Here is a 23110-nt window from a genome sequence, read left to right as displayed (position 1 = left end):
AGTTCCCGCACGTCTCCGCCCCGAGCGACTCCGAAACGCCTTCACCCGCTAGGCCGAACGGGTGGGTATGGTTACGGTCGATGTCGTCGGCGGGGAGACGCGCGAACTCGACCCCGCCGACCTCGGGGCGGACCCGACGTACGCGGACCTCCTCGCCGCCGTCGGGTTCAGCCCGCACGAAGTGTCCGTGCTGGTCGACGACGCACCGGTCCCGGAGGACCGGCCACTCGACGCCGACCACGTGCGCATCCTCCGACTCGTCAAGGGGGGCTGACGGTGCGAGTCCACGAAGCACGCTCGGATGCCCTCCCGGCAGCGATGACCGTCTTCGACAGCGCGATGCTCCAAACCGACGCGGGAGCGGTCGAGGCCGCCATCGACGGTGCGGACCTGCTCGTCGCCACCAGCGAGGGGCGCGTCCTCGGGGCGTGTCTCCTCGACGGGCACGAAATCGAGGCTATCGCGGTTCGACCCGGCCGCCGCGGACAGGGCATCGGGACGGCACTGGTCGCCGCCGCCGCCGACCGACGGGGTCGCCTCGTCGCCGAGTTCGACCCACGTGTCCGCCCGTTCTGGGACGCACTCGGGTTCGAAATCGAGGTGGTGGCGGACGGCCGACTTCGTGGCGTGCGGTCGGTCGAGTGAGTCAGACGAGCGGTTCGACCAGTTCGCGCCCGGCGGCGAGCAACTCCTCGACCCGGTCGGCACTGGTGGCTTCGGCGTACACCCGGAGTTTCGGCTCCGTCCCGCTCGGCCGCACGAGGAGCCACGTCCCGTCGGCGAGGAATATCTTGAACCCGTCCACGTCGTTGACGCGCTCGACTGCCTCGCCGGCCAGTTCGTCGGGGAGCGCGCCGTCGAGGTCGGCGACGACGCCCGCCTTCCGGTCGTCGGGGCAGTCGACGCTCACGCGGTCCTGATGGACCTCGCCGTGTGTTCCTTCGAGGGTATCGACGCGCTCGTCGAACGGTCGGTCGGCGGCTGCGGCGGCCGCCAAGAGTGCGGTCACGACGCCGTCCTTGTTCGGGAGGTGGCCGCGGATGCCGAAGCCGCCGCTCTCCTCGCCGCCCACCAGCGCGTCGCGTTCCTGCATCTTGGCGGCGACGTACTTGAACCCGACCGGCGTCTCGTAGACGAGTTCGCCGTGGGCGTCGGCCACACGGTCCACGATGCTGCTGGTCGAGACGGTACGGACGGCCGCCCCGTCGTGTGCCCCCAAGAGGAACTCGTACACGGTCGCGAAGAACAGGCTCGCGTCGAGGACCCCCCGCCCGGGCGTCACGACGCCGATGCGGTCGGCGTCGCCGTCGTTGGCGATGCCGACGTCTGCCTCGCCGGACCGGACACGCTCGCGGAGTCGGCCGAGTCGCTCCGCGCTGGGTTCCGGCGACTCGCCGCCGAACGTGGGGTCCCGGTCACAGCGGAGTCGCTCCACGTCGGCTCCGGCGGCGTCGAGGACGCGGTCGGTGACGCCGCGCCCGCTCCCGTGCATCGCGTCGTAGACGACCTGCAACCCGCCGAGGTCGGCGTCCACGAACGAGCGTGCGTGGTCGACGTACGGGGTGAGCAGGTCCGTCTCGGTCACGGTCCCGTACTCGGCCTCGGGGAGCGGGTCGGGTGGTGCCAGTCGGGACTCGATGGCGTCGGTCACGTCGGCACTCGCGGGCGCGCCGCCCGCCGGGACGAACTTCACGCCGTTGTACTCGGGCGGGTTGTGCGAGGCCGTGACCATCAGCCCGCCGGCCAGTTCGCGGTCACGGACGGTCCACGCGAGGACCGGCGTGGGCACGTCGCGCTGGGGGACGAGCGCGTCGAAGCCGTTGGCACAGAGGACGCGGGCGAGTTCCTCGGCGAACCCCCGGGAGTGTTCGCGGGCGTCGTAGCCGACGGCGACGGTGCCGCCCGCTCCCTCTTCGCGGAGGTAGGTGGCGACGGCCTGTCCGACGGCCCGGACGCGGCGGTCGGTGAACGTCTCTAGCGTTGCCCGCCAGCCGTCGGTGCCGAACGAAATCTCCTCCATACGTGCCGTCCTGACGCCCCGGAGAAAAAACCCTCGCTAACCACCCACGAGCCGCTCTTTCTCGGCCTTCGAGTACTGCTTGAGTTCGTACTCGCGTGACATCGCGGCCGACTTCGAGTCGAACCGCTCGACGTGGACGAGGTCGACGGGCGTTCGCCCGCGGGTGTACTTCGCGCCGTCGCCTCGCTCGTGTTCGCGGACGCGCCGCTCGATGTCGGTCGTGTAGCCCGTATAGAGGGTGTCGTCGGCACAGCGCAGGACGTACACGTAGTGGTCGCTCACAGACCAGCGTCGGGACCGTAGGAAGTCAGTGTTGTGCCCGGGTCGTCCCCGGACGAGGCGTGAATGGGCTTCGCGTGGTACTTACACCACGGTTCGGGTGGCCACAGTGGCCGTCATGCCTCGTGAGCGCGCTCGCGGGCTACTTCGGCGATGCCAGCGTTCGCCGAACAGCTCGGGCAGGCGTGAACTTGGCCGAACTCATCCGCGAAGACCCGAGCGAACTGCTCGGAGACGTGCGCGCTACAGTGATTACACTTTGGCATTTGCTACTGCCGGCAACGGGTTGCTGCCGACAGCATATGTACGGGCTGGGACCACTAATAACCCATTCCAAAATTCCACCAAATTTCGGGCCGAGACTGCGTCTTCCGGCGGTATTCTCCGCTACCCGCGCGTGTTCGCCTGCTCGCGCGCGCAGTCGAGCGCGCGCGAGACGAGTCCGGCCTGCGCCCCGGCGGTAAAGCCCGCGTCTACGTTGACGGTGGTCAGCGCGGTACAGGACTGGAGCATTCCGACGAGTGCCGCCTCGCCCTCGCCGGCGTGGCCGTAGCCCGTCGACACCGGCAGACCGATGACGGGCGTGTCGACCAGTCCTGCGACGACCGTCGGGAGCGCGCCCTCCCGGCCCGCGGCGACGACGAGGACGTCCAGTTCGCGCAACTCGTCCAACCGGTCGAACAGACGAGCGATACCGGCGACGCCCACGTCGTTCACTCGCTCGACGGTGGCACCCATCTCGCTCGCGATGACGCTCGCCTCGCCGGCGGGCACCGCGTCGGACGTGCCGGCCGTCACGACACCGACAGTCGCGTCGAGCGTCGGCAGTTCGAAGCCGGGTGCGTGGGCGACGAACACGCCTGCCCGCTCGTGATAGGTCCGCTCGCTCTCGGGGTGGGTCTCGCCCAGTCGCTGGCGGACCACTGCGGCACCGTCCTCTGAGAGCCGCGTCACGATGGCCCGGCCCGTCGTCTCGACGGCCGTCACGGACAGGTCCGCGATTTCCACCGGTGTCTTTCCGTCGGCGAGGACGGCTTCCGGGACGCCCGACCGGGATTCACGGGCGGCGTCGTACCGTCCCGCGTCGCCGGTGGCGTAGCCAGCGAGCTGTGCCTCCGCCTCGGCGGGGCTGACCTCGCCAGCGGCGACCGCTTCGAGCAACTCGCGCATACCCTCCCTCGACGCTGGACCCACTCCTACCTATCGTCTCGTCACGACCGGCCCGCGTGGCAACCCCTCGCAACCGCGGGCGACCGACTGCCGCCCCGTGGATTCCCGGATTCCGCACCTGTCAGCATCGGTGACCGTTCTCTCGGGTGCGTGATTGCGGGGATGAGACCGCTCAGACCCCCGCGAGTCCCGGCGAGAAGCGGTACAATCAGGAAAGTATATAAAGGCCCCTCTGGATTAACCGCCTGTATGGCAGACCTGATCGTCAAAGCCGCCGTGAAGGAAGCGCTCGATGATATGAACGTCTCCTCGGACTTCTACGCCGCCCTCGACGACGAAGTCGAAGAACTGCTCGACGACGCCGCGCGACGCGCCGAGGAGAACGACCGGAAGACGGTCCAGCCCCGCGACCTGTAAGGGTTTCACCCTTCTCGTTTTTTCAGCCGGATAGTGACGACTACGCGTCGGGACGACGGACTGTCACGTCCTCGTCCGTCCCGACGTGTATCTCGTCCGCGAGGCCGACGAACACCCCGTGTTCGAGGACGCCCGGGAGTGCCGACAGACTGGCCGCCAGTTCCGCCGGGTCGCCGATAGTGCCGAAGTCACAGTCCAACACGAGGTTGCCGTTGTCGGTCACGACGGGTCCGTCCTTGCGCTCTGCCGCCCGGAGGGTCGGGTCGCCGCCCAGTTCGCGCACGGCGTCGGCCACCGGTCGCCGGGCGTCGGGGACGACCTCGACCGGGACGGGTACCGAGAGTGACTCGGCCAGTTTCGACTCGTCGGCGACCACGAGCAACCGGTCGGCCGCGCTGTCGACTAGCTTCTCCCGTGCGTGGGCCGCACCGCCGCCTTTCAGCAGGTCTCCGTCGGCCACTTGGTCCGCACCGTCGATGGCCACGTCGGGGCTGTCGTCGTCCAGCGTCGTCAGCGGGATGCCCACCTCGCGGGCGAGGTGCCGGGACTGGTAGGATGTCGGAATCCCCGCGATGTCGTGCCCCGACCCGACTGCCCGCCCGAGTGCCCGAATCGCGTGGGCCGCCGTACTCCCGGTGCCGAGGCCGACCACCGCCCCGTCCTCGACGGCCTCGGCCGCGGACTCGCCCGCCCGTCGCTTCGCCTCGTCGCTCCCGCCGCGTTTCATGCCCGGGGGAACCGTCCGGTAGGACAAAAGCCTTCCTCGCCGGCCCCGTACTGGATGTGTGACGGACGCTTGCACCTACTGCGGACAGGACGTGACGGCCCACGACCCCGTGTTCGTCGCCGAACCCGCCGACGGCGAACCTGAACGGACGGGTCAGTTCTGCAACTACGCCTGTCTGTCGGCCCACATCGAGGCGGACGACCTGACGACCGGCGCGTGCTGTCAGTTCGACCCGGCAGCGTAGACGGGGGATACTTTTTACCGCGTCACCCGTCGGCCCCGGTATGTTCGGGACGAGCGGCATCCGCGGGCCAGTCGGCGAGAAGGTGACGGCCGCCCTCGCGCTCTCGGTGGGGCGAGCGGTCGGGATGGACACAGAGCGCGTCGTGGTCGGACGGGACCCCCGCGAGAGCGGCGAGTTGCTGACCGACGCGCTGGCCGCCGGACTCCGGGAGTCCGGCACCGACGTGTGTGACGTGGGACTCGCGGCGACGCCGACGGTCGCCCGGGCCGTCGGCTGGGAGGACGCCGACGCGGGCGTCTCGGTGACGGCCTCGCACAACCCGCCACAGGACAACGGCATCAAACTCTGGCAGCCGACCGGACAGGCGTTCGACGCACCGCTCCGCGAGGAAATCAGCGAGCGCGTCCGGACAGAGGCCGCCGACCTGCGGGCGTGGGACGGGTTGGGCGACCGGACCCGAGTCGACGCCCGCGAACGCCACGCCGACGCGCTCGTCGACGCCGTGGACGTGTCAGACCCGCCCGCCGTCGTCGTCGACGTGGGCAACGGTGCGGGCGGCGTTACCGTCGACGCGCTCGAACGCCTCGGCTGTGCGGTGGAGACGCTCAACGCCCAACCCGACGGGGCGTTCCCGGGGCGGCCGAGCGAACCGACCGCCGAGCACTGCCGGTCGCTGGCCCGGTTGGTCGCCGAGGGGGACGCCGACCTCGGCATCGCCCACGACGGCGACGCCGACCGGACCCGCGTCGTCGCCGGCGACGGGACGTACCTCTCGGGGGACGTGACGCTGGCACTGCTAGCCCGTGCGGCCGCCAGCGACGGCCAACAGGTGGCCGCACCCGTCGACACCAGCCTCGCCGTCGACGACCACCTCGCCGAGGCTGGCGTCACGGTCACGCGGACGCGGGTCGGTGACGTGTACGTCGCCGACCGGGTAGCCGAGGACGGGGTGGCCTTCGGCGGCGAACCCAGCGGCGCGTGGATATGGCCCGACGCGACGCTGTGCCCGGACGGGCCGCTCGCGGCCTGCAAACTCGTCGAACTGGCGAGCGAGCGACCCCTGACCGACCGCGCCGCCGAGGTGGACACCTACCCTATCCGGCGCGACAGCGTCGAGACGGACGCGAAGACTGCGGTCATGGAGAGGGTCCGCGCTCGGGTCACCGACGAGTACGCCGACGTGTCGACGCTCGACGGCGTGCGTGTGGACCTCGGTGACGGGTGGTTCCTGCTCCGGGCCAGCGGCACCCAACCCCTCGTCCGTATCACCGCCGAGGCTCGGGACCCGGCTCGGGCGGACGCCGTGTTCGCGGAGGCGCGTTCGGTGCTGTCGGCGGCACGGGAGTGAGCGGCGCGAAACGGCGTGCAGACGACTCGCCGCGGAGCACGTTCACAGTGCCCAGCGGCCGGTCAGCCGGTCGGGGTCGTACCCGCGTTCGTCGAGGAGGGCGTCGATTTCCGGGACCTTCCACTCGCCGCGCTGGAACTCCTCGCTGAACTCGTCCCGTAACGCCGCGAGCAGTCGCCGGCCGATGCTGTCGCGGTGGTCGTCGATTGCCCTGTCGTACCACGCTTCGAGGTCGCTGATGGTGACGATGTCCTGAACCCGGTCGAAGCCGAGTTGGTTCGAGACGCTCTCGATGACGTCGCGTTCGGCGTCCCGACACACGACGACGACGCGGTCGACGTGTGAGTTCTCGTCTATCTTCTCGGCTTGGGCCGTGTCGAGGGAGACGTGTTTGACCTGCACCATCGTCCCGAAGTTCGTCCCGATGTCGACGCCCTTGTCCGCCGCGTACGTCCCTTGCCCCGCGCGGTGGATGTCGACCGGCGTTCGGAACGACGTCTCGTCGGGCGCGAGGCCCAAGAACACGCCGACGAAGTCCGAGAAGTCCGTCGTGACGGCACGGTCCGGGTTCCCGAGTTCGAGTACCGCCTCGGCGTCCAACTCCTCGGTCAGGGCCGTAAACAGCGCGTAGACCGCGATTTCGAGCATCGAGTCCTCCTGCAGCCCGCTCTCGTCGGTGAGGGCCATGTACTCCGCGAAGGTGAACGTGTCCACGTCCGCGGACTCGACGTACTCCTGTGCGGCTATCAGGCCGCCCCACTTGTCGTGTCGCAGTTTGCTGTAGATGTAACACTCCACGAGGCCGTCGTTCTCTCTGTTCACCCGGTCTAACACCCCCAAATCCTCCGGGGAGAGTAAATCGCTGAAGTCCTTCTGGTAGGACCGCGACGACGTGGACCCCTTCCCGGTGAGTCGCTCCGAAATCTCGTCGCGCCACCGCGCACTCGCGACGCGGTAGCTCTCCGGGTCGGCGATGTCGATTTCGGCGTCGGTCCGTGACCGAAAGAGGATTTCGGCGACTCGGAGCGGTCGATAGCAGCGGAATCGAGAGTTGCCGATTAGCGTGTCTATCTCCGCCTTCGCGTCTTCGACACTCATCTCGGCCGTGGTTCGCCCTCGTCACCCTTCGCTCTTCGGACTGGCCGACAGCACGGTCACTCTATCGGCAGTTCTGTCTGCTCCGTCACGGGCGTCGTCTCGTCGCGCTCGATTGCGTCCATCATCGCCTCGGCCACCGCCGCTATCATGGGAACCGGGACGGAGTTCCCGACCTGCTCCCTGATTCTGGTGTAGGCACCCTCAACCTCGAAGTCCTCCGGGAACCCCTGCAGGCGGAGCATCTCTCTGGGAGTCAGGTGTCGCTCCCCGTTCACGAGTAGGTAGTTGTGCGACGCGTTTGCGCGGAGTGCGCACGAGTACGGCAGGATGGAGATGTTGCCGGCCCTGTTCTCGTGCCACACCGAGGGGGTGAACACGTTCTCCTCGTTCACCGCATCCTGTCGTTTCTCCTTGATGTACTCCGTGGCTTGGTACTCCTCGTCGACCGCACTCTCGGGCTGTAGCACGTCGGATAAGTCCTTCTGCTCCCTGTTTCGCTCGGGAATGGTGAACTTGTAGTTCTTCTCGAACCCGACTATCATCGTCCGCTCTCGCTTCTGCGGGAGGCCGTAATCCCGGGCGTCGAGGACCTTCGACTGGACGTGATAGCCCGCCGCTTCGAGTCTGTCCTCGATGAACTCGTACACCTCGCCGCCGTCGATACCCTTGAGATGTTTGACGTTTTCGAGCAGGAACGCGTGGGGCTGTTTCGCTTCGAGGATACGCTCGATTTCGAAGAAGAGTGCCCCTCTGTCGTCGTCGATGCCCTCCTTGTCACCCATGATGCTGAACGAGGGGCAGGGCCACCCGCCGACCAAGACGTCGTGGTCGGGGATGTCGTCGGCGGGAATCTCGGTGATGTCGCCGCTCGGCGTCTCGCCGAAGTTCCGCTCGTACGTCGCTCGCGCCTTGTCGTCTATCTCCGAGGAGAAGACACAGTGCCCCCCGGCGCGCTCGAGCGCGATGCGGATACCGCCGATACCGGCGAACAGGTCGATAAAGGTGAAATCGTCCGGGTCCATGATGAAACTAGCGCGACTCCTCTACGTCGACCGGTCGAGACGGACGAACATAAAAACTGCTTCCACGGGCCACACCGACGACGGCCCGGCTTTCGGCTCCTCCGAGCCGCTGCTGTCGACTGTGTGACGCGTCCGGGGCGACTTCGTCCGCAGTCGCACCCTTTCCTTTGCGAGCGTGACGGGGATCTCCGGGTTGGAACCGACGGCGAGGAGCGAACGAACAGTTAGCTTCGGCGCGTCGAGCGTGCTTGCCGCACGTCCGCACCGTCGCGAATCTTGTCCTCGCACTGCGGGCAGACCCGTGGTTTCTGGATGCCGTTCGGTGTAAAAACACGTGCATACGCGGCAGTGACGAACGCGCCGCAGTTCTGACATTCCGGCATACACCTCCCTCAAAGGATGGGGGTGTCTTAACTTTGGGTGATGTGAGATACACTCTCTCATGCCGTCTTCTGACCGTCACACGGCGACTACGGGTTTTTGTCCACGGGGCCGCTATTCGACCGCATGTCACGCACGGCAGTCGTCGCCGGGGTCGGCCCCGGCCTCGGTGCGTCGCTCGCTCGCACGTTCGCCCGCGAGGGCTGTCGGGTCGCACTCCTCGCCCGGACGGAGTCGTACATCGTGGACCTCGCCGCCGAGTTGGACGACACGGCAGGTGCGGGCCTCGCAGTTCCGACCGACCTCGCCGACTCCGACGATATCGCGGCGGCCTTCGACCGTATCCGCGAGGCGTTCGGTCCCGTCGACGTGTTGGTCAACCACGCCAGTGCCGCCCCGTGGAAGGGCGTCGAGGCGGTTTCGGCCGCGGAGTTCGACCGCGCGCTCGCCGTCGGCCCGCGGGCCGCCCTCCACTGCTCGCAGGCCGCCGTGGACGACATGCAGGCCGGCGACGGCGGGACGATTATCTTCACCGGCGCGACCACGTCGGTCCGTGGCCGTGAGGACGCAATCGGGTTCTCCGCCGCCAAGTTCGCCTGCCGCGGGATGGCCGAGTCGATGGCGCGCGAGTTGGGTCCCGACGGGATTCACGTCGCTCACGTCGTCCTCGACGGACAGATTCTCCCACCCGACCGCGAGGTGGCTGCCCCCGAGGACTACCTCGACCCGGACGCTATCGCCGAGAGCTACTGGCACCTCGTCGAACAGGACCGCGCGGCGTGGACGCTGGAGTTGGACCTGCGCCCGCACGTCGAAGCGTTCTGACCGGCTTATCCGTCACCGAGGCGGTCCAGCACCGCCTCGGCGTCGTAGTTCAGGGCGAGTTCCCGCGACCGGCCCCGCCCCTCCACGTCGGTGTAGGTGGCGTCGATGATGTCGAGGCGGTCGAGTTTGTTGATGATTTCGGAGTAGCGGGTGTAGCCCAAGTCGGTCCGGTCGTTGAACGCCTCGTAGACCGCCCCGGCTTGCTCGCCGGAGTGTTCGGCGATGACCGCCGCGAGGGCCGCCTCGCTGTCCGAGAGCCCCCGGAGTGCCCGGGAGAGGTGGACGTACTTGGACTTGTCGTAGGCGTCCTCCACGTCCTCGGTGCTGACCTCGGTGGCGGCGCGCATCTCGGCGTTCAGGCCCGCCCGGCGCAGGAGGTCGATGCCGACCCGGAGGTCACCGTTGGCCTCGGCGGTGAGCGCGGCCACGCGGTCCAGCACCGGCGCGGAGACGACGCCCTCGTGGAAGCCGCGCTCGACGCGCTCCCCGAGGATGTCGGCGATTTCGGCCTCGCTGTAGGTCGGGAAGTAGACCTCCTCGGGACGGAACACCGACTGCACGCGGCCGTCGAGTTCCTCGATGACGTCCAAATCGAGGTCCGAGGAGATGCAGATGACGCCGATTTTCGCCCCGGCGTGTTCCTCGTGGGCGCGCAACAGCGAGTACAGGGTATCGGAGGCCTCGTTCTCGTAGAACAGATAGTTCACGTCGTCGAGTGCCACGACGAGTACCTCCTCGTCCTCGACCAGTCGGTCGGTCACCTGCTCGAACAACCGCTTGAACGAGATGCCCGAGGAGGGCGGTTCGTAGTCGAAGACGCCCTCGAACAACTGGGAGAACACGGAGTAGCGGGTCGAGTTGACCTGACAGTTGATGCGGACTGCCTGCACGTCCGGTGCCTCGGCCCGCAGCTCGCTGAACAGTTTCTGGACGCCGGTCGTCTTCCCGGTTCCCGGTGGCCCGCGCGCGATGACGTTCAGCGGCCGCGACCCGCGGGCCGCCGGACGGAGCGCGTACTTCAGGCTCTCCATCTGGGTCTCTCGGTGGTGAAAGGTCTCCGGCAGGTAATCTATCTCGAAGACGTGTTCGTTGCGGAACACGGACTCGTCCCACCCGAGCATCCCGTCCCCGGGGTCGTCTGCCATCACTTTCACCACGCTCCCCACAGCACTTAGTTGTTCGGAGCGGCCCGTTCGTGGGCCGCTCACTCTTGCTCTTCGCCGTCGAACTTCCCGAGCAGGCGTGCGTAGAACTCGCGTTCGTCTTCGGGACTGGCCTCGTCGTCGGCGAGTTTCTCCACGATGAGTTCCGGCGTCGAGCGGGCGAGTTGTCCCTTCACCGGCGAGCGGTTCACGCGGAGTTCACCGTCTTCGAGGCCGACGGCCTGAATCCCGTCCACCTGCACCGCCGACTCGGCGGCGGCCTGTATCTCGCCTGCGAGGTGGGAGACGAACACGGCCGTCGCGCCCCGCCCGTCGAGTGCTTCGAGGATACCCGCCATGATTTTGGCACTCGCGCCGGGTTCGGTGATGGATTCGAGTTCGTCCACGAGGACGAGTCTGTGGGCGTCCGCTGGGCCGTCGCCGTCCGTGTCCCCCACGCCGGTCACCAGTCCGCCGAACTCCCGGAGCGTGGATTCGAACGCACCCGCGTCGAGCGTCCCCTGCGTCTTGGCGTGGTAGTGGAGTTCGGTCACCCGTTCGATGCGGGCGCGGTCGGCCGGGACGGGCAGACCTATGTGCGCGAGGACGACGACGAGCGCGACCAAATCGAGCGTCGACGTCTTCCCGCCGCTGTTGACCCCCGAGAGGAGTGTGACGCCCTCGACGCCGTAGTCCACCGGTTCGACGTCCTCGAATGGCACGTCCAACAGCGGGGAGCGACCCTCCTCGATTTCGAACCCGTTACCCTCGAAGGCTGGAATCGCACAGTCGAAGTCGTCGGCGAACCGCGCAACCGCCAGTTCAACGTCGAGTTCGAGGGCGGCGTCGACCAGCCCCTCGGCGTCCGGCCGGGCGTCCGCGAGGTCGGCGGCCACCTCCCGCTTGAGCCGCGTCGCCCGGCGGTCCCGTGCGGCGGTCAACTCCTCACGGAGTCGGCTCACGACGCCCTCGTCGTGGTTCACCGGGAATGTCGGGTCGTCGGGGAACGCTCGGCGGGCGATGCTCTCGGTGTCTGCCAACCGGAGCGCGTCGACGAGGTGGTCACGGGCGGCGGCGACTGCCGCGTCGTACTCGTCGGCGAGTTCGCGCTGGAGGAGCGAGTCCACGCCCGCCCCGCGCTCGACCAGCGAGAGGAGGTCGGACCCTTCGATGGTCACGTCTCGCTCCTCGATGGCCTCCCGGAGGTGGTCGTTGGCGACGCTCTCGGCGGTGGAGACGGCGGCGTCGATGTCGTTCACCGCCGTCGTCAGGCGGTCGAGTTCGTCGTCGCCGCGGACGCCACCTTCGCCGTCGAGTCTGTCGAGGGCGGCGGCGAGCGAATCGAGGTCACACGGGGCGTCGAGTCCCGCCGCGCGGTGGACGGCGACGGCCGCCCGAAGGCTGTCGCGGTTCCGGGCGAAGAACGCCAGCACGCGCTCGGGGACGACCCGCTCGGGTTCGTCGAGGGCGTCGGGTTCGACCCGTACGTCGCCCTCGATGTCGACGCCGGCGAACGCCTCGTCCAAGGCGACGACCGTGGCGTAGCCCCGGGCCAGTTCCGACAACTGGCGGGCGTCCTCGACCAGTTCGACGCTCACCTCGGGGACGGCTTCTTGTGCCTTCGCGTACGTCTCGGCGTCGCCGGTGGCGAGACAGCGGTCCCGGACCCGCAGGTCCGCTGGCGGTTCGAGCGGTTCGACACCCGCGAGGGCGTCCAGTACGTCGTCGCTCGGGTCGCGGTCCATCGCCTCGGCGGCGAACGCTCGGACTTCCTCGATACGTGACTCGCTCGCACTCGGGTACAGCGTCTCCAGTCGCCGTGCGGCGTAGTCGGTGACGGTGCGTTCTTGAACCAGCGAGAGCGCGTCGCGGTAGAGCTCGCGGGCGCGGTCGGTGCCGAGGAACGTGCCGGGGTCGCCGTGCCGTTCGCGGATTGCCGCGCGGGCGATGCGGGCGGCCCGTCCCTCGCTGATACCGGGGGCGCGAGCGATGGCCGCCACGTCGCCCGCGTCGAGTGCCGCCTCGGGGTCGTCGAGTTCGGCCAACCGGTCGGCCGTCTTCTCGCCGACGCCCGGAATCGCTTCGAGGTCCATCGGACGAGGTGACCTATCCCCCGGACCACAAAAGAGTGCTCGGGTCGATTCGGCGGCCAGTCGGCGGGCGGGACCACCAGATAGATGCCACTCGACACTCACGTCCGGCCGTATGCCCGATTGGTCCCGACGCACCTTCCTCGCGGCGACGGGTGCCGCCAGCGCGTCCCTGCTCGCTGGCTGTAACTCGGTCATCTCGTCGTCGCCCCCGCCCCGAGTCGAACTGACCGCAGAACAACAGTCCGCCGACGAGTTCGCGTTCCTCTGGAATCCGGAGACACCACGCACCGCCGAGGTCCGCGAGGCAATCGACGCGACTGCCGCCGGTGACCGGTACGTCACCGTCGGCTATCCGCCACTTCCCGAGGGGCGATACGTCGAACACGACGGGACGTACTACCGAACCGACGCCGTTCACGTCGGCCGGGAGACGCGCGAGCGGTACGTCCTCCGACTCGAACGCGTCGGCGACAGCGACGACTCGGACACGCCCGAGGCGACGAGCATCGACGCCCTGCCCGACCCCGACCGGAGCGCGGCCCGACTGGCGTACCTCGCGGCACGGGCCGCACCCGACGAACCGGGCGGCGAGTGGGGCGGCGCGCCGTGGGATGCCGTCGACCACGGTGGTGCGGTCTACCGGCGGACAGACCCGGCGGACAGCGAACTGATTCCGGAGCCGGAACACGAGTTCATCGAGGTTGAAGGCCGGCTGGTCCTCCGGGTACACGTCTCCCGCGAGCGACTCAGCGAGCCACGGATGCGTGCCGTCCTGACGCCCGTCGCCGAGTCCGAGGCAGAGTTCACAGAGGCCGTCCTCGCCGCGGAGGTGACGACGACGTTCTACCCCGACCAGTTGTCGAGCGAGACGGCGGCGGTCCTCGACGAACTCACCGGCCGGACCGAGTACGCGGAATCCGCCCCCGTCTCGGCGGGGTACGCACACGTCCTCCAGCGACTCGACCTCGGAGACGCGACGACCCTGCCGACCGAGGGCGACGAGGACCTGCCACCCCACCGGCGACGCGCCTTCGAGTACGACGGGTCGTACTACAAGGTCGATTTCGCCGCCACCCCGGGCGACGAGGGATGAGCGACGCCGAGACGGAGACGCCCGTCGCTCCGACAGTCCCGAGACAACGGGCTTTTGCCCACTAACCGAGTAGACCGCCATATGCCAGTCGAGGGGACACCCGAGTCGGAACTCGACGGAGCACTCGCGGAGAAAGTCGCCGCCGCGCGTACCTCACTCGCCGACCGGGACGGCGTCCTCGTGGCCTTCTCCGGCGGTGTGGATTCGAGCGTCGTCGCCGCACTCGCGGCGGACGCGCTGGGCGAGGACGCGGTGGCCTGTACCGCAAAGAGCGAGACGCTCCCGGCCGCCGAGTTGGACGACGCCACGCGCGTCGCCGAGGAAATCGGCGTCCGCCACGACATCGTGGAGTTCTCGGAACTCGACAGCGCGGCGTTCGTGGAGAACGGCGAGGACCGCTGTTACCACTGCCGGACGATGCGCCTCTCGGCGATGTTCGACCACGCCCGCGAGTTGGGCATCGACGTGGTCTGTGACGGCACGAACGCCTCGGACCCCGGCGAGGGCCACCGCCCCGGCCTGCAGGCCGTCGAGGAACTGGACGCTTACTCCCCCCTCTTGGAACACGACATCACGAAATCGGAGGTCCGGGAAATCGCCGACGCCTACGACCTCTCGGTGGCCGACAAACCGTCGATGGCGTGTCTCTCCTCGCGCATTCCGACGGGACTGGAGGTCACCGAGGACCGCCTCTCCCGCATCGAGAAGGCAGAGCGCGTCCTGCGGACGTGGGGCTTCGAGCAGTTCCGGGTCCGTGACCACGACGGTATCGCCCGTATCGAGGTGGGCGAGGCCGAACTGGAGACGGCCCTCGACCCCGATTTCGTCCGGGCCGCCCGCGACCACATCGGCGACCTGGGCTTCGACCACGTGACGCTGGACCTCCACGGCTACCAGACGGGCAGCGTCAGCCCCGCCGAGGAGGACGACACTGCCGACGACGAACCCCTCGTCGAGGACGTGTTCGACACCGACTACCCCGACGGGTCCTGACGCCGCGACCAGCGCGTCTCAGCGACCCCGAGGCTGTACTGGTCGAAGGTCTTCGTTCGTGCTGAAGTCCGAATGGACAGCCTGCGCGCCAGATACGGGACATGGAGACGGTGCTCACTCAACTTCCGACGAACCCGTCAGAGGCGTCTATTCTGCTCCTGGAACCGCCACGCGAGCAGGACGCCCTCGTAGAGGGCGACGATGACGCCGGCGAGCAGTAGCGCGTCGGTGGTCGCCAGATACGTCGTCCCGAGAATGCGGAGGACGGCGGGGTTCGGACTCCCGAGGTAGCCGACGACGACGGCGGTGAGCCAGACGGGCAGGCGAAGCCGGACGACCTGATACCGGACCCGGACGCCCACGCCGGCGCGCCGGAGGAGGATACGGAACACCTCGTAGGCACCGATGATGGCGGCGGCGACGATGACCGGCGTGGCACCGACGAGTCCGACGGCTTCGAGGGCGTCGACGACCACCGGCGGCAGGGCACCGAAGTAGCCGTCCGGCACCGGTGCGTCGCTGGCGACGTACGCGGCGACGGCGGCCAGTCCCCACGCGTAGGGCCGGACGGAGGCGATGCCGGCGGCGGTGGGTACCAGCGAGTCCTCGCCGGTCCACGCGACGAGACGGAGCGTCCCCTCGAAGAGGAGTATCATCGTGATGGCGACGAAGATGGGGGCCATCCCGGTCGGGTCGGGCGCGAACAGGAAGGCGATGGTGGCGAACCCACCCCAGAAGTAGAGGCGGCGTTGGGCCATCCACCGCCGGGAGGTGACACCCATCATGATGGCGAGCATCACGAACAGCGGAATCTGGAAGATGAGGGCGAACATCCCCAGCATCGTCACCATCAAGTTGAACGTCTCCGTCAACCCGAAGGCGATGTCGGCGGCACTCTCGGAGTAGTAGAGGAAGTACGTGAAGATGACCGGGAGGACCAGCAGGAACGAGAAGGCCACCCCGATGCCGGCGAGGACGAGGCTCGTCGGCACCGCCGCGAGGTAGTACCGACGCTCGCGGGGGAACAGGCCGGGGCGCATGAACAGGTACGTCTGGTAGACGAACACGGGGAGACCGACGACGAAACCGGTCAGCGCGGACACCTTCAGGCGGGCGAGCATCAGCGCGAGCGGGTGGTAGACGCGCGGACAGGCCGCCTCGGCGGCGTCGGCCGACGCGGCACCGGCGGCGGTCGGTGGCGGACACACGTCGGCGATGCCGGGCAGAATCGAGAACCAGAGGAAGTTGATGAGGCGGTCGGCGAACGGGAACGCGACGGCACCGACGACGGCCATCGCGAGGGCGACGACGGCGAGACGGCGAACCATCTCCTCGATGTGTTCGGTGAGGGGCATCTCCTCGTCGCCGGGTGCCCCCGGCGTCGGTTGCGGCGGGCCGGTGTCCATGTCCGTGTTTACCTCGGAGAAGGCCCCCGGTTCGCCGTCGCTCATGTACCCCGAGTTGCCGGGCAGGTATTGTAAGCCTTCTTTTCCCGACTACCGTCGTCCGGTTCCACGCCCGCTCCGTCCCGCGCGTTTCAAAAAGGTTGATAACGGCGACTCGGTAAGCCACAAGCGAATGTCCAGCGCGCTCGACGAGGACACCCGTCGGTCCATCGACAGCGGCCGCGAGACGCTGGGTGCCATGCTGTCGGCCGCACAGGCCGACCTCCAGCGCGTGTTCGTCTTCGCCCTCTTGGGCGTCGTGCTGACGATTTACACCCTCCAGCGGTTCGTCTGGCAACGGCTCAAGACGGACCTGTTCGCGCAGATGCCCCCCGACGTGCGGGAGGCGACGAAAGTCGTGGTTCTCACGCCGTTCGACGTCATCTTGCTACAGGTAAAAATCGGCCTCGTCGTGGGCGTCATCGTCGGCGTCCTCGTGTTCCTCTGGTACTCCCGGGACGCCCTCCGCGAGCGTGACCGCTGGCCGAGCGAACGGGTGCCACGCTGGCAACTCGCGCTCATCGCCGCGCTCGCAGTCGGGTTGCTCGTCGTCGGCGTCTCCTACGCCTACTTCCTCTTTTTCCCGCTGATGTTCAACTTCCTCGCCACGAACGCCGTCCAAGTCGGGTTCGAACCGACGTACGGCATCGTCCAGTGGGCCGAGTTCGTCTTCCTGCTGACAATCTCGTTCGGCCTCGCGGCGCAGTTGCCCCTCGTGATGAGCGCGCTGGCCTACGCCAACATCGTCCGCTACGAAACCTTCCGTGACAACTGGCGGTACGCCGTCCTCGCCATCTTCGGCTTCGGCGCGTTGTTCTCCCCGCCAGACCCGTTCACGCAGGTCATGTGGGCGCTCCCCTTGGTCGCCCTCTACGCGTTCAGCCTCAAACTCACGCAGGTCGTCGTCATCGCGAAGCGGTCGAGTGCCCACGTCGACGTGCCGGGCGTGGCCCGGGACCGCTGGAACGTCCTCGCCGGGACGGCCGTCGTCGCCTTCGGTGCCGTCTACGCCTTCTTCGCCCGCGGCGGCCTCGAAGCGGTCAACGCCGTGTTTCAGGCCATCCCGGCGGGGTACCGTCCGGACCCGCTCGTACCCCTGAGTCAGACGACCGGCCTCCCGAACACGACGGCGGCGATACTCGTCGGCCTGTTCGTCGCCGTCCTCGCCACCGGCGTCGCCGTCCTGTTCGTTCTGGGCCGCGTGCTGGCGGCCGCCGACCGCGCGGCCGGCGGTGCCCCCGCCCCCGCGAGTACCGGGTCACCGGCCGACATCGACCTCGGGGAACTCGACGCGGCGGGCGTCCGCGCCGCCCCGCCGGAAGTGTTCGCCGAGATGAGCGAGGAAGCGGCGACGAGACAGGCCAACGCGGCCATGAACGACGACGACGCGGAGAAGGCCCGCGCTATCCTCGACCGGTTCGACGAGGCCGAGGCCCTCGCGGACGCACAGGAGGACGACACGTCCGAGGCGGCGGCCGACGACGGGGGCGACGAGGGCGGGACGGCGACGGGGACAGCGGCGGGGATGCTCAACGCCTTCACCGAGGACGAGACGACGGAGGAGGACATCGGCGGCTACTACTACGACGTGGCGTTCATCCTCGAATCGCTCACCTCGAAGGCGTTCCGGCTGGTCGGCCTGTTCATGCTCGTCCTCGGGGGGTCGTTCGTCTGGCTCTATCAGGGGGGCATCAAGCGGGTCAAGGACGTGTTCTTCTCCCAGATGCCCGCCGCGCTCCAACCGGACGTGAGCATCGTGACACTCCACCCTGTCGAGGCACTCATCTTCGAAATCAAGTTCTCGGCACTCCTCGGCATCGTGGTGACGCTCCCGCTCGCGCTCTACTATATGTGGCCCGCGATGCGCGAGCGCGGGTTGGTCCGCGGCGACGCCCGCGTGATGCTCGTCTGGGGCGGGTCGCTCGTCGTCGGCGTCATCGGCGGGAGTCTCGTCGGGTTCCTCTACGTCGCGCCGTCGGTCATCTCGTGGCTGGCCGCCGACGCTATCCAGTCGAACATGGTCATCGCCTACCGCATCAGCAACTTCGGCTGGCTGGTCATCTACACCACCGTCGGTATCGGTTTCCTCGCCGAAATCCCCGTCTCGATGGTGCTGTTCCACGTCGGCGGCATCGTCCCGTACCACACGATGCGGAGTTACTGGCGACACGTCCTCGTCGGCCTGTTCGTCGCCGGTGCGTTCCTCTCGCCGCGCGGCATCTTCACGATGCTGCTCATCACCGTTCCCGCCGCCCTCGCGTACCTGCTCGGACTCGGGATTCTGTGGGCCATCACCCTCGGCGGCCGGCGCGGACGGCCACGGCCACAGGCGAGCGCGGACTGACGCGGTTCGTCGCGGGTGACCCGCGGTGACACGGCCGATTTTCCCACCGCCAAGACGTGTTGCGGTCGCCGTCTGACCTGACACCGCCCGGGCCGGCCGAGTCGGTGTGCTTATACTGCGCAACTCGCGATATGCGTTCACGAATACTATGAGAATACCACGGTACACGGACGGACGGGCGACGGATGGCGTCCCGAGGGCGGACAGTACGGTCGTTCGGGAGGTGGCCGGATGCCCAAGATAAGCGTCGAGGTGCCACAGGAACTGCTCGAAGACTTGGACGGCCACGTCGGCGGCGACGGGAAGTTCGTCAACCGGAGCGAGGCGATTCGTGCGTCGATTCGGAAGACGCTGGACCAACTCGACGAGATAGACGCCCGGCACGGGAGGTTGGACGATGAGCAGTGAGCGCGTCAGCACCGCCCAAGTCGGCCTGCTGGCGTTGTTCGTCACCGCTCTCGTCACTGCGCAGGTGACGGCGGCGAAGGTGCTCGCGTTCTCGCTCCCGTTCTCCTTGCCCGTCGCGGGGGCGACGCTCACGCTCCCGGGTGCGGCACTCGCCTACGCGCTCACCTTCTTCGCCTCGGACTGCTACGCGGAACTGTACGGTCGCCGCGCGGCGCAGGTGATGGTCAACGTCGCCTTCGTGATGAACTTCGTCCTGCTGGCACTGGTCTGGAGTACCATCCTCGCACCGGCGGCAGGCACGAGCATCGACCCCACCACCTTCCGGCAGGTTCTCGGGTCGAGCACGAACATCGTCGCTGGGAGTCTCGTCGCCTACCTCGTGAGTCAGAACTGGGACGTGGTGGTGTTCGACCGTCTGCGCCGCGCCACCGGTGGCGACCACCTCTGGCTCCGAAACATCGCGTCGACGGCCAGCAGTCAGGCCATCGACACGGTCATCTTCGTCTCGCTCGCGTTCTACGTCGTCCCGAACGCGCTCGGTGTCGGGGCCGCGCTCCCGCCCTCGGTCGTCGCGTCGCTCGTCGTCGGGCAGTACGTCCTGAAACTCCTCATCGCGCTGGTCGACACGCCCGTCGTCTACGCCGTCGTCGCGTTCGCGCGCTCGCGTGACGGGTCCCAGGACGCCTACGTGACCGGGACGCGTTGAGGTGCTACTCGGCCGGTTGCGCGAAGGCGTAGTTCGGCTTCACTTCGTCGATGTGGACGGGGAGGGTCTCGCCCTCGCTCGCCCCGGAGACGAAGACGGTGTACCCGTCCACCTTGGCGATGCCGTCGCCCTCGTGGCCCGTGTCGGTGATTTCGACCTCCACCACGTCGCCCGCCTCGACCGGGGCGGTTATCAGGCCCTTCCCGACCAGATACAACTCGGAGGACTCGTCGCGGGAGGCGTCGGGCCTGACCTCGCGTGCGTACTCGAACTCGCTCTCCACGTCGGCCCGCAGGTCCGCGAGGTCCTGGCCGTCGAACACCTTGGCGGCGAAGTCCCCGCCCGGCGCGAGTACGTCGAGTGCGACACCGAGGGCCTGCCGTGCGAGGTGGACCGACCGCGCGTGGTCGAGTTCGTACTGCCCGCTCACGTTCGGTGCCATGTCGGAGACGACGAGGTCCGCCGCACCCACAGCCTCGCGGAGCCGGTCTTTCGTGTCCGCCTCGGTCATGTCGCCCCGAATCGTCTCGACGCCCTCGATGGGGTCGATTCGCTGGCGGTCCACGCCGACGACGGTGCCGGACTCGCCGACCCGTTCGCTGGCGACCTGTAGCCACCCGCCCGGTGCGGCCCCGAGGTCGACGACGGTGTCCCCCTCGTGCATGAGGTTCGCCGTCTCGTCCAACTGGGCGAGTTTGTACGCTGACCGGGCGCGATACCCCTCCTGCTTCGCCTTGTTGTAGTACTCGTCTTTGCCCGTCATCAGTGTTACACCGACCTCTGCGATGGGTTCGCCGTCCGGACGGCACTGCATCTCGCCGCGCGCTGTTCGGTCATGTCTATAGAGACAGGGTGGCCGCTGATAGGGTTGACGCACCGCTTCTCTGCCCGAACGACCCGCCCGCGTGCCGGATATCGACCGCGTACCGCGCTCAGGCGAACCGCTCGGGGTCGACCCGCGCGAGTCGCATCGCGTTGCCGGTCACGCCGAGGCTCATCCCCATGTCGCCGACGACGACGGCGACGGCGACGCTCACCAGCCCCAGCGGCACGCCCAGCGCGAGCACCGCCTTCACGCCGAGACTCGCCCAGATGTTCTGCCGGATGACGCCGTTGGCCGTGTGCGACAGCGCGTAGAGGTACGGCAGTTTCCCGATGTCGTCACCCATCAGGGCGATGTCGGCGGTTTCGAGCGCGGTGTCGGTACCTGCCGCGCCCATAGCGATGCCGACGTCGGCGGTGGCGAGGGCGGGCGCGTCGTTGATGCCGTCGCCGACCATCGCCACCTCGCCGTACGCCGCCTGCAGCGACTCGACGGCGGCCACCTTCTCGTCGGGCAGGAGTTCCGCGCGGTACTCGTCGACGCCGACCTGTTCGGCGATGGCCCGCGCCGTCCCCTCGTTGTCGCCGGTCAGCATCACGACGCGCGCGACGCCCAGTTCCTGCAGTCGCTCGACGGCCCGCTTCGATGCCGGACGCACCTCGTCGGCGATGGCGATGGCCCCCAGTAGCTCCGTCTCCGTGCCGACGAGCACCACCGTCTTCCCCTCCTGCTCCAGCGTGGCGAGGGTGTCCGCGGCGAACGCACCGTCACCGCCCGCGACGGCACTCTCGGGGGTCGTGCCGCCGTCGGACTGCAGGTCCGCGGCCCCGCTACCCGTCCCTCGGGAGAACGCAAAGCCCAGTTCCTCGAACAGCGACGGCTTGCCCGCGTAGTACGTCTCGCCGTCGAACTCCCCGCGGATACCTTCGCCGGGCAGGTTCTCGAACGCCACGGGGTCCGGCACGTCGCCGACGCCGGCGTCCTCGGCACGGGCGAGAATCGCCTCGGCGATGGGGTGTTCGCTGCGCCGTTCCAACCCGGCGGCGCGTCGGAGCAGGGTCCTCTCGTCGGTGTCGCCGAGCGGCACCACGTCGGTGACGGCGAGTTCGCCCCGCGTGAGCGTGCCCGTCTTGTCGAGGGCGACGGCGTCGACGTTGCCCATCGCTTCGAGGTGGTTGCCTCCTTTCACGAGGACGCCGTTCTTGCCCGCGCTGGTGACGCCAGAGACGACGGAGACGGGCGTCGAGATGACGAACGCACACGGACAGGCGATGACAAGCAGGGTGAGGCCGCGGACGAACCACGTCCCCCAGTCGCCGGTGAAGGTGACCGCGTAGCCCGCCGCGCCGACCGAAACGGGGTCGGCGATGACGAGCGGCGGGACGGCGGCGGTCAGAATCGCGAGGACGACGACGGCCGGCGTGTAGTAGCCCGCGAACCGGTCGACGAACTGCTCGGTTTCGGTCTGTTTCGCCTGTGCCCCCTGCACCATCTCGATGATGCGCGAGAGCGTGGAATCGCCCGCCGTCGACGTGACCGTCACTTCGAGATAGCCCGTATCGTTTATCGACCCGGCGTACACCTCGTCGCCCGACCCCTTGTCGACGGGGACGCTCTCGCCGGTAATCGGTGACTCGTCGACGGCACTCTCCCCCTCGACGACCGACCCGTCGAGCGGCACCTTGTCGCCGGGGCGGACGACGACTGTCTCGCCGACGGCCACGTCGTCCGCCGGGACGGTCACCTCCTCGCCCTCCCGCCGGACAGTGGCCTCGTCGGGCGACAACTCCATCAACTCGCGCAGGGAGTCGCGGGCCCTGTCCATCGCGTAGTCCTCCAGCAACTCGGCGATGCTGAAAAGCACCGCGAGCGTGGCGGCTTCGACGAAGTAGCCGATACCGGTGGCGGCGACGATGGCCGTCCCCATCAGCAGGTCGATGTCGAGGTTCCGGTTCCGCGCGGAGTAGTAGCCGCTCCGGACGACCGGAAGCCCGCTGACGGCGACGGCACCGAGGAACAGCACGTCCGCGAGTGCGAGCGAGGCGTCGAGGACGCTCGCCACGTCGACGTTGCTCCCCGTGAGGACGAACTCGAAGAGCAGGCCGAGCGTCACGAGGACGGCACCGGCCCACGTCTTGCGCGCCCGTGGACTCGTCCACACTTCAGTCGGCGGCGCGATATCGACGCCGTCTTCGGATTCGTCGGGGTCGGACACGTCGGCCCCGAGGACGTCGTAGCCGGCACCCTCGATGGCGGCGGTCACGTCGCCTTCGTCGATGCGGTCGGCGTCGTACGTGACGGAGACGTTGCCGGTGGTCGGCTGGAGCGTGGTATCGACGACGCCGTCGACACGCGCGAGGCTCTTGTCGACTTTCCCCGCACAGGACGGACAGTCCATCTCGGGGACGACGAGTTGGGCGGTTCCCTCCCGGTACTCGCCACCCTCGTCCGTCGCGTCTCTCTCGTCGGTCACTACCTGCCCGTAGGACCGTCGACTGAATAAGGGTTAGTTGGAATATTCCAAACGCGATG

The 23110-nt window shown here is 68.3% G+C and carries 24 protein-coding genes; 11 read left to right on the top strand and 13 right to left on the bottom strand.

Translation table 11 applies throughout. The features are described 5' to 3' along the window. The first annotated feature begins 67 nt into the window (after positions 1-67). Both samp2 and MUG95_RS06555 read left to right on the top strand, forming a co-directional pair. Positions 68-274: a ubiquitin-like small modifier protein SAMP2 gene (gene samp2 / locus MUG95_RS06560; RefSeq protein WP_247010269.1), complete on the top strand. Its 207-nt coding sequence runs from the start codon at positions 68-70 to the stop codon at positions 272-274. Positions 275-276: 2 nt separating this feature from the next. Further along, positions 277-645, top strand: a complete 369-nt coding sequence (locus tag MUG95_RS06555; protein WP_247010268.1) for a GNAT family N-acetyltransferase — start codon at positions 277-279, stop codon at positions 643-645. Position 646: 1 nt separating this feature from the next. Here MUG95_RS06555 and MUG95_RS06550 read toward each other — a convergent pair whose 3' ends face one another. The 4 genes from MUG95_RS06550 to larB form a co-directional block, all read right to left on the bottom strand. Continuing rightward, positions 647-2020 carry a phosphoglucomutase/phosphomannomutase family protein gene (locus MUG95_RS06550; protein WP_247010267.1) on the bottom strand — a complete coding sequence of 458 codons (1374 nt, stop codon included), beginning with the start codon at positions 2018-2020 and terminating at the stop codon, positions 647-649. 36 nt (positions 2021-2056) lie between these two features. Beyond that, on the bottom strand, positions 2057-2302 hold the full coding sequence (locus tag MUG95_RS06545) for a GIY-YIG nuclease family protein (protein ID WP_372608187.1): 246 nt from the start codon (positions 2300-2302) through the stop codon (positions 2057-2059). A gap of 113 nt (positions 2303-2415) precedes the next feature. After that, positions 2416-2565 (bottom strand): DUF7563 family protein, encoded by a 150-nt coding sequence (locus MUG95_RS17095; RefSeq protein ID WP_443984539.1) that lies wholly within the window; start codon positions 2563-2565, stop codon positions 2416-2418. Positions 2566-2686: 121 nt separating this feature from the next. Next, on the bottom strand, positions 2687-3469 hold the full coding sequence (gene larB / locus MUG95_RS06540) for a nickel pincer cofactor biosynthesis protein LarB (protein WP_247010266.1): 783 nt from the start codon (positions 3467-3469) through the stop codon (positions 2687-2689). A 249-nt stretch (positions 3470-3718) separates the two neighbouring features. Here larB and MUG95_RS06535 point away from each other — a divergent pair, with 249 nt between their 5' ends. Continuing rightward, the gene (locus MUG95_RS06535) at positions 3719-3886 is read left to right on the top strand and encodes a DUF1931 domain-containing protein (RefSeq protein WP_247010265.1); all 168 of its coding nucleotides are present in this window, start codon (positions 3719-3721) and stop codon (positions 3884-3886) included. A 40-nt stretch (positions 3887-3926) separates the two neighbouring features. On the opposite strand, the gene rpiA is transcribed toward MUG95_RS06535, so the two are convergent. Continuing rightward, positions 3927-4613 (bottom strand): ribose-5-phosphate isomerase RpiA, encoded by a 687-nt coding sequence (gene rpiA, locus MUG95_RS06530; RefSeq protein WP_247010264.1) that lies wholly within the window; start codon positions 4611-4613, stop codon positions 3927-3929. Between the two features lie 58 nt (positions 4614-4671). Here rpiA and MUG95_RS06525 point away from each other — a divergent pair, with 58 nt between their 5' ends. After that, positions 4672-4857 carry a hypothetical protein gene (locus tag MUG95_RS06525; RefSeq protein ID WP_247010263.1) on the top strand — a complete coding sequence of 62 codons (186 nt, stop codon included), beginning with the start codon at positions 4672-4674 and terminating at the stop codon, positions 4855-4857. 40 nt (positions 4858-4897) lie between these two features. Further along, positions 4898-6205 (top strand): phosphoglucosamine mutase, encoded by a 1308-nt coding sequence (glmM, locus tag MUG95_RS06520; protein WP_247010262.1) that lies wholly within the window; start codon positions 4898-4900, stop codon positions 6203-6205. A gap of 42 nt (positions 6206-6247) precedes the next feature. Here glmM and MUG95_RS06515 read toward each other — a convergent pair whose 3' ends face one another. The 3 genes from MUG95_RS06515 to MUG95_RS17090 form a co-directional block, all read right to left on the bottom strand. Continuing rightward, positions 6248-7303: a HaeII family restriction endonuclease gene (locus tag MUG95_RS06515; RefSeq protein ID WP_247010261.1), complete on the bottom strand. Its 1056-nt coding sequence runs from the start codon at positions 7301-7303 to the stop codon at positions 6248-6250. A gap of 56 nt (positions 7304-7359) precedes the next feature. Beyond that, positions 7360-8325, bottom strand: coding sequence for a DNA cytosine methyltransferase (locus tag MUG95_RS06510; protein ID WP_247010260.1), 966 nt, complete (start codon positions 8323-8325; stop codon positions 7360-7362). A 224-nt stretch (positions 8326-8549) separates the two neighbouring features. Beyond that, on the bottom strand, positions 8550-8708 hold the full coding sequence (locus MUG95_RS17090) for a DUF7563 family protein (protein WP_443984538.1): 159 nt from the start codon (positions 8706-8708) through the stop codon (positions 8550-8552). Positions 8709-8832: 124 nt separating this feature from the next. Here MUG95_RS17090 and MUG95_RS06505 point away from each other — a divergent pair, with 124 nt between their 5' ends. Further along, entirely contained in the window at positions 8833-9531 is a 699-nt protein-coding gene (locus tag MUG95_RS06505) for an SDR family NAD(P)-dependent oxidoreductase (protein WP_247010259.1), read from the top strand. Positions 9532-9536: 5 nt separating this feature from the next. Here MUG95_RS06505 and MUG95_RS06500 read toward each other — a convergent pair whose 3' ends face one another. Continuing rightward, entirely contained in the window at positions 9537-10676 is a 1140-nt protein-coding gene (locus MUG95_RS06500) for an ORC1-type DNA replication protein (RefSeq protein WP_247010258.1), read from the bottom strand. A gap of 59 nt (positions 10677-10735) precedes the next feature. Beyond that, on the bottom strand, positions 10736-12766 hold the full coding sequence (locus MUG95_RS06495) for a helix-hairpin-helix domain-containing protein (RefSeq protein WP_247010257.1): 2031 nt from the start codon (positions 12764-12766) through the stop codon (positions 10736-10738). 112 nt (positions 12767-12878) lie between these two features. Between MUG95_RS06495 and MUG95_RS06490 the strand changes: the two genes are divergently transcribed. Both MUG95_RS06490 and larE read left to right on the top strand, forming a co-directional pair. Then, a complete protein-coding gene (locus tag MUG95_RS06490; protein ID WP_247010256.1) occupies positions 12879-13859 on the top strand; it encodes a hypothetical protein in 981 nt (326 codons plus the stop codon). 81 nt (positions 13860-13940) lie between these two features. Next, complete coding sequence (gene larE, locus MUG95_RS06485; protein ID WP_247010255.1) at positions 13941-14852, top strand: ATP-dependent sacrificial sulfur transferase LarE; 912 nt, start codon at positions 13941-13943, stop codon at positions 14850-14852. A gap of 137 nt (positions 14853-14989) precedes the next feature. Here larE and tatC read toward each other — a convergent pair whose 3' ends face one another. Beyond that, on the bottom strand, positions 14990-16303 hold the full coding sequence (tatC, locus tag MUG95_RS16945) for a twin-arginine translocase subunit TatC (RefSeq protein ID WP_308219596.1): 1314 nt from the start codon (positions 16301-16303) through the stop codon (positions 14990-14992). Between the two features lie 127 nt (positions 16304-16430). On the opposite strand from tatC, the gene MUG95_RS06475 reads away from it, so the two are divergent. The 3 genes from MUG95_RS06475 to MUG95_RS06465 all read left to right on the top strand — a co-directional run bounded on the left by MUG95_RS06475 (position 16431) and on the right by MUG95_RS06465 (position 19755). After that, on the top strand, positions 16431-18641 hold the full coding sequence (locus MUG95_RS06475; protein WP_247010254.1) for a twin-arginine translocase subunit TatC: 2211 nt from the start codon (positions 16431-16433) through the stop codon (positions 18639-18641). Between the two features lie 231 nt (positions 18642-18872). Next, a complete protein-coding gene (locus tag MUG95_RS06470) occupies positions 18873-19049 on the top strand; it encodes a ribbon-helix-helix domain-containing protein (protein WP_247010253.1) in 177 nt (58 codons plus the stop codon). Then, positions 19039-19755: a queuosine precursor transporter gene (locus MUG95_RS06465; RefSeq protein WP_247010252.1), complete on the top strand. Its 717-nt coding sequence runs from the start codon at positions 19039-19041 to the stop codon at positions 19753-19755. The genes MUG95_RS06470 and MUG95_RS06465 overlap by 11 nt, the downstream gene beginning before the upstream one ends. A 4-nt stretch (positions 19756-19759) precedes the next feature. Here MUG95_RS06465 and MUG95_RS06460 read toward each other — a convergent pair whose 3' ends face one another. Both MUG95_RS06460 and MUG95_RS06455 read right to left on the bottom strand, forming a co-directional pair. Next, entirely contained in the window at positions 19760-20518 is a 759-nt protein-coding gene (locus MUG95_RS06460; protein WP_247010251.1) for a 23S rRNA (uridine(2552)-2'-O)-methyltransferase, read from the bottom strand. A 169-nt stretch (positions 20519-20687) separates the two neighbouring features. Beyond that, entirely contained in the window at positions 20688-23051 is a 2364-nt protein-coding gene (locus MUG95_RS06455) for a heavy metal translocating P-type ATPase (protein ID WP_372608186.1), read from the bottom strand. Positions 23052-23110 lie beyond the last annotated feature (59 nt).

It is taken from the genome of Halorientalis litorea, from assembly GCF_023028225.1.
GTDB classification, from domain to species: Archaea; Halobacteriota; Halobacteria; order Halobacteriales; family Haloarculaceae; genus Halorientalis; species Halorientalis litorea.
The sequence above is the reverse complement of the archived record's forward strand: the minus strand, read 5'-3'. Positions and strand labels throughout refer to the sequence as shown.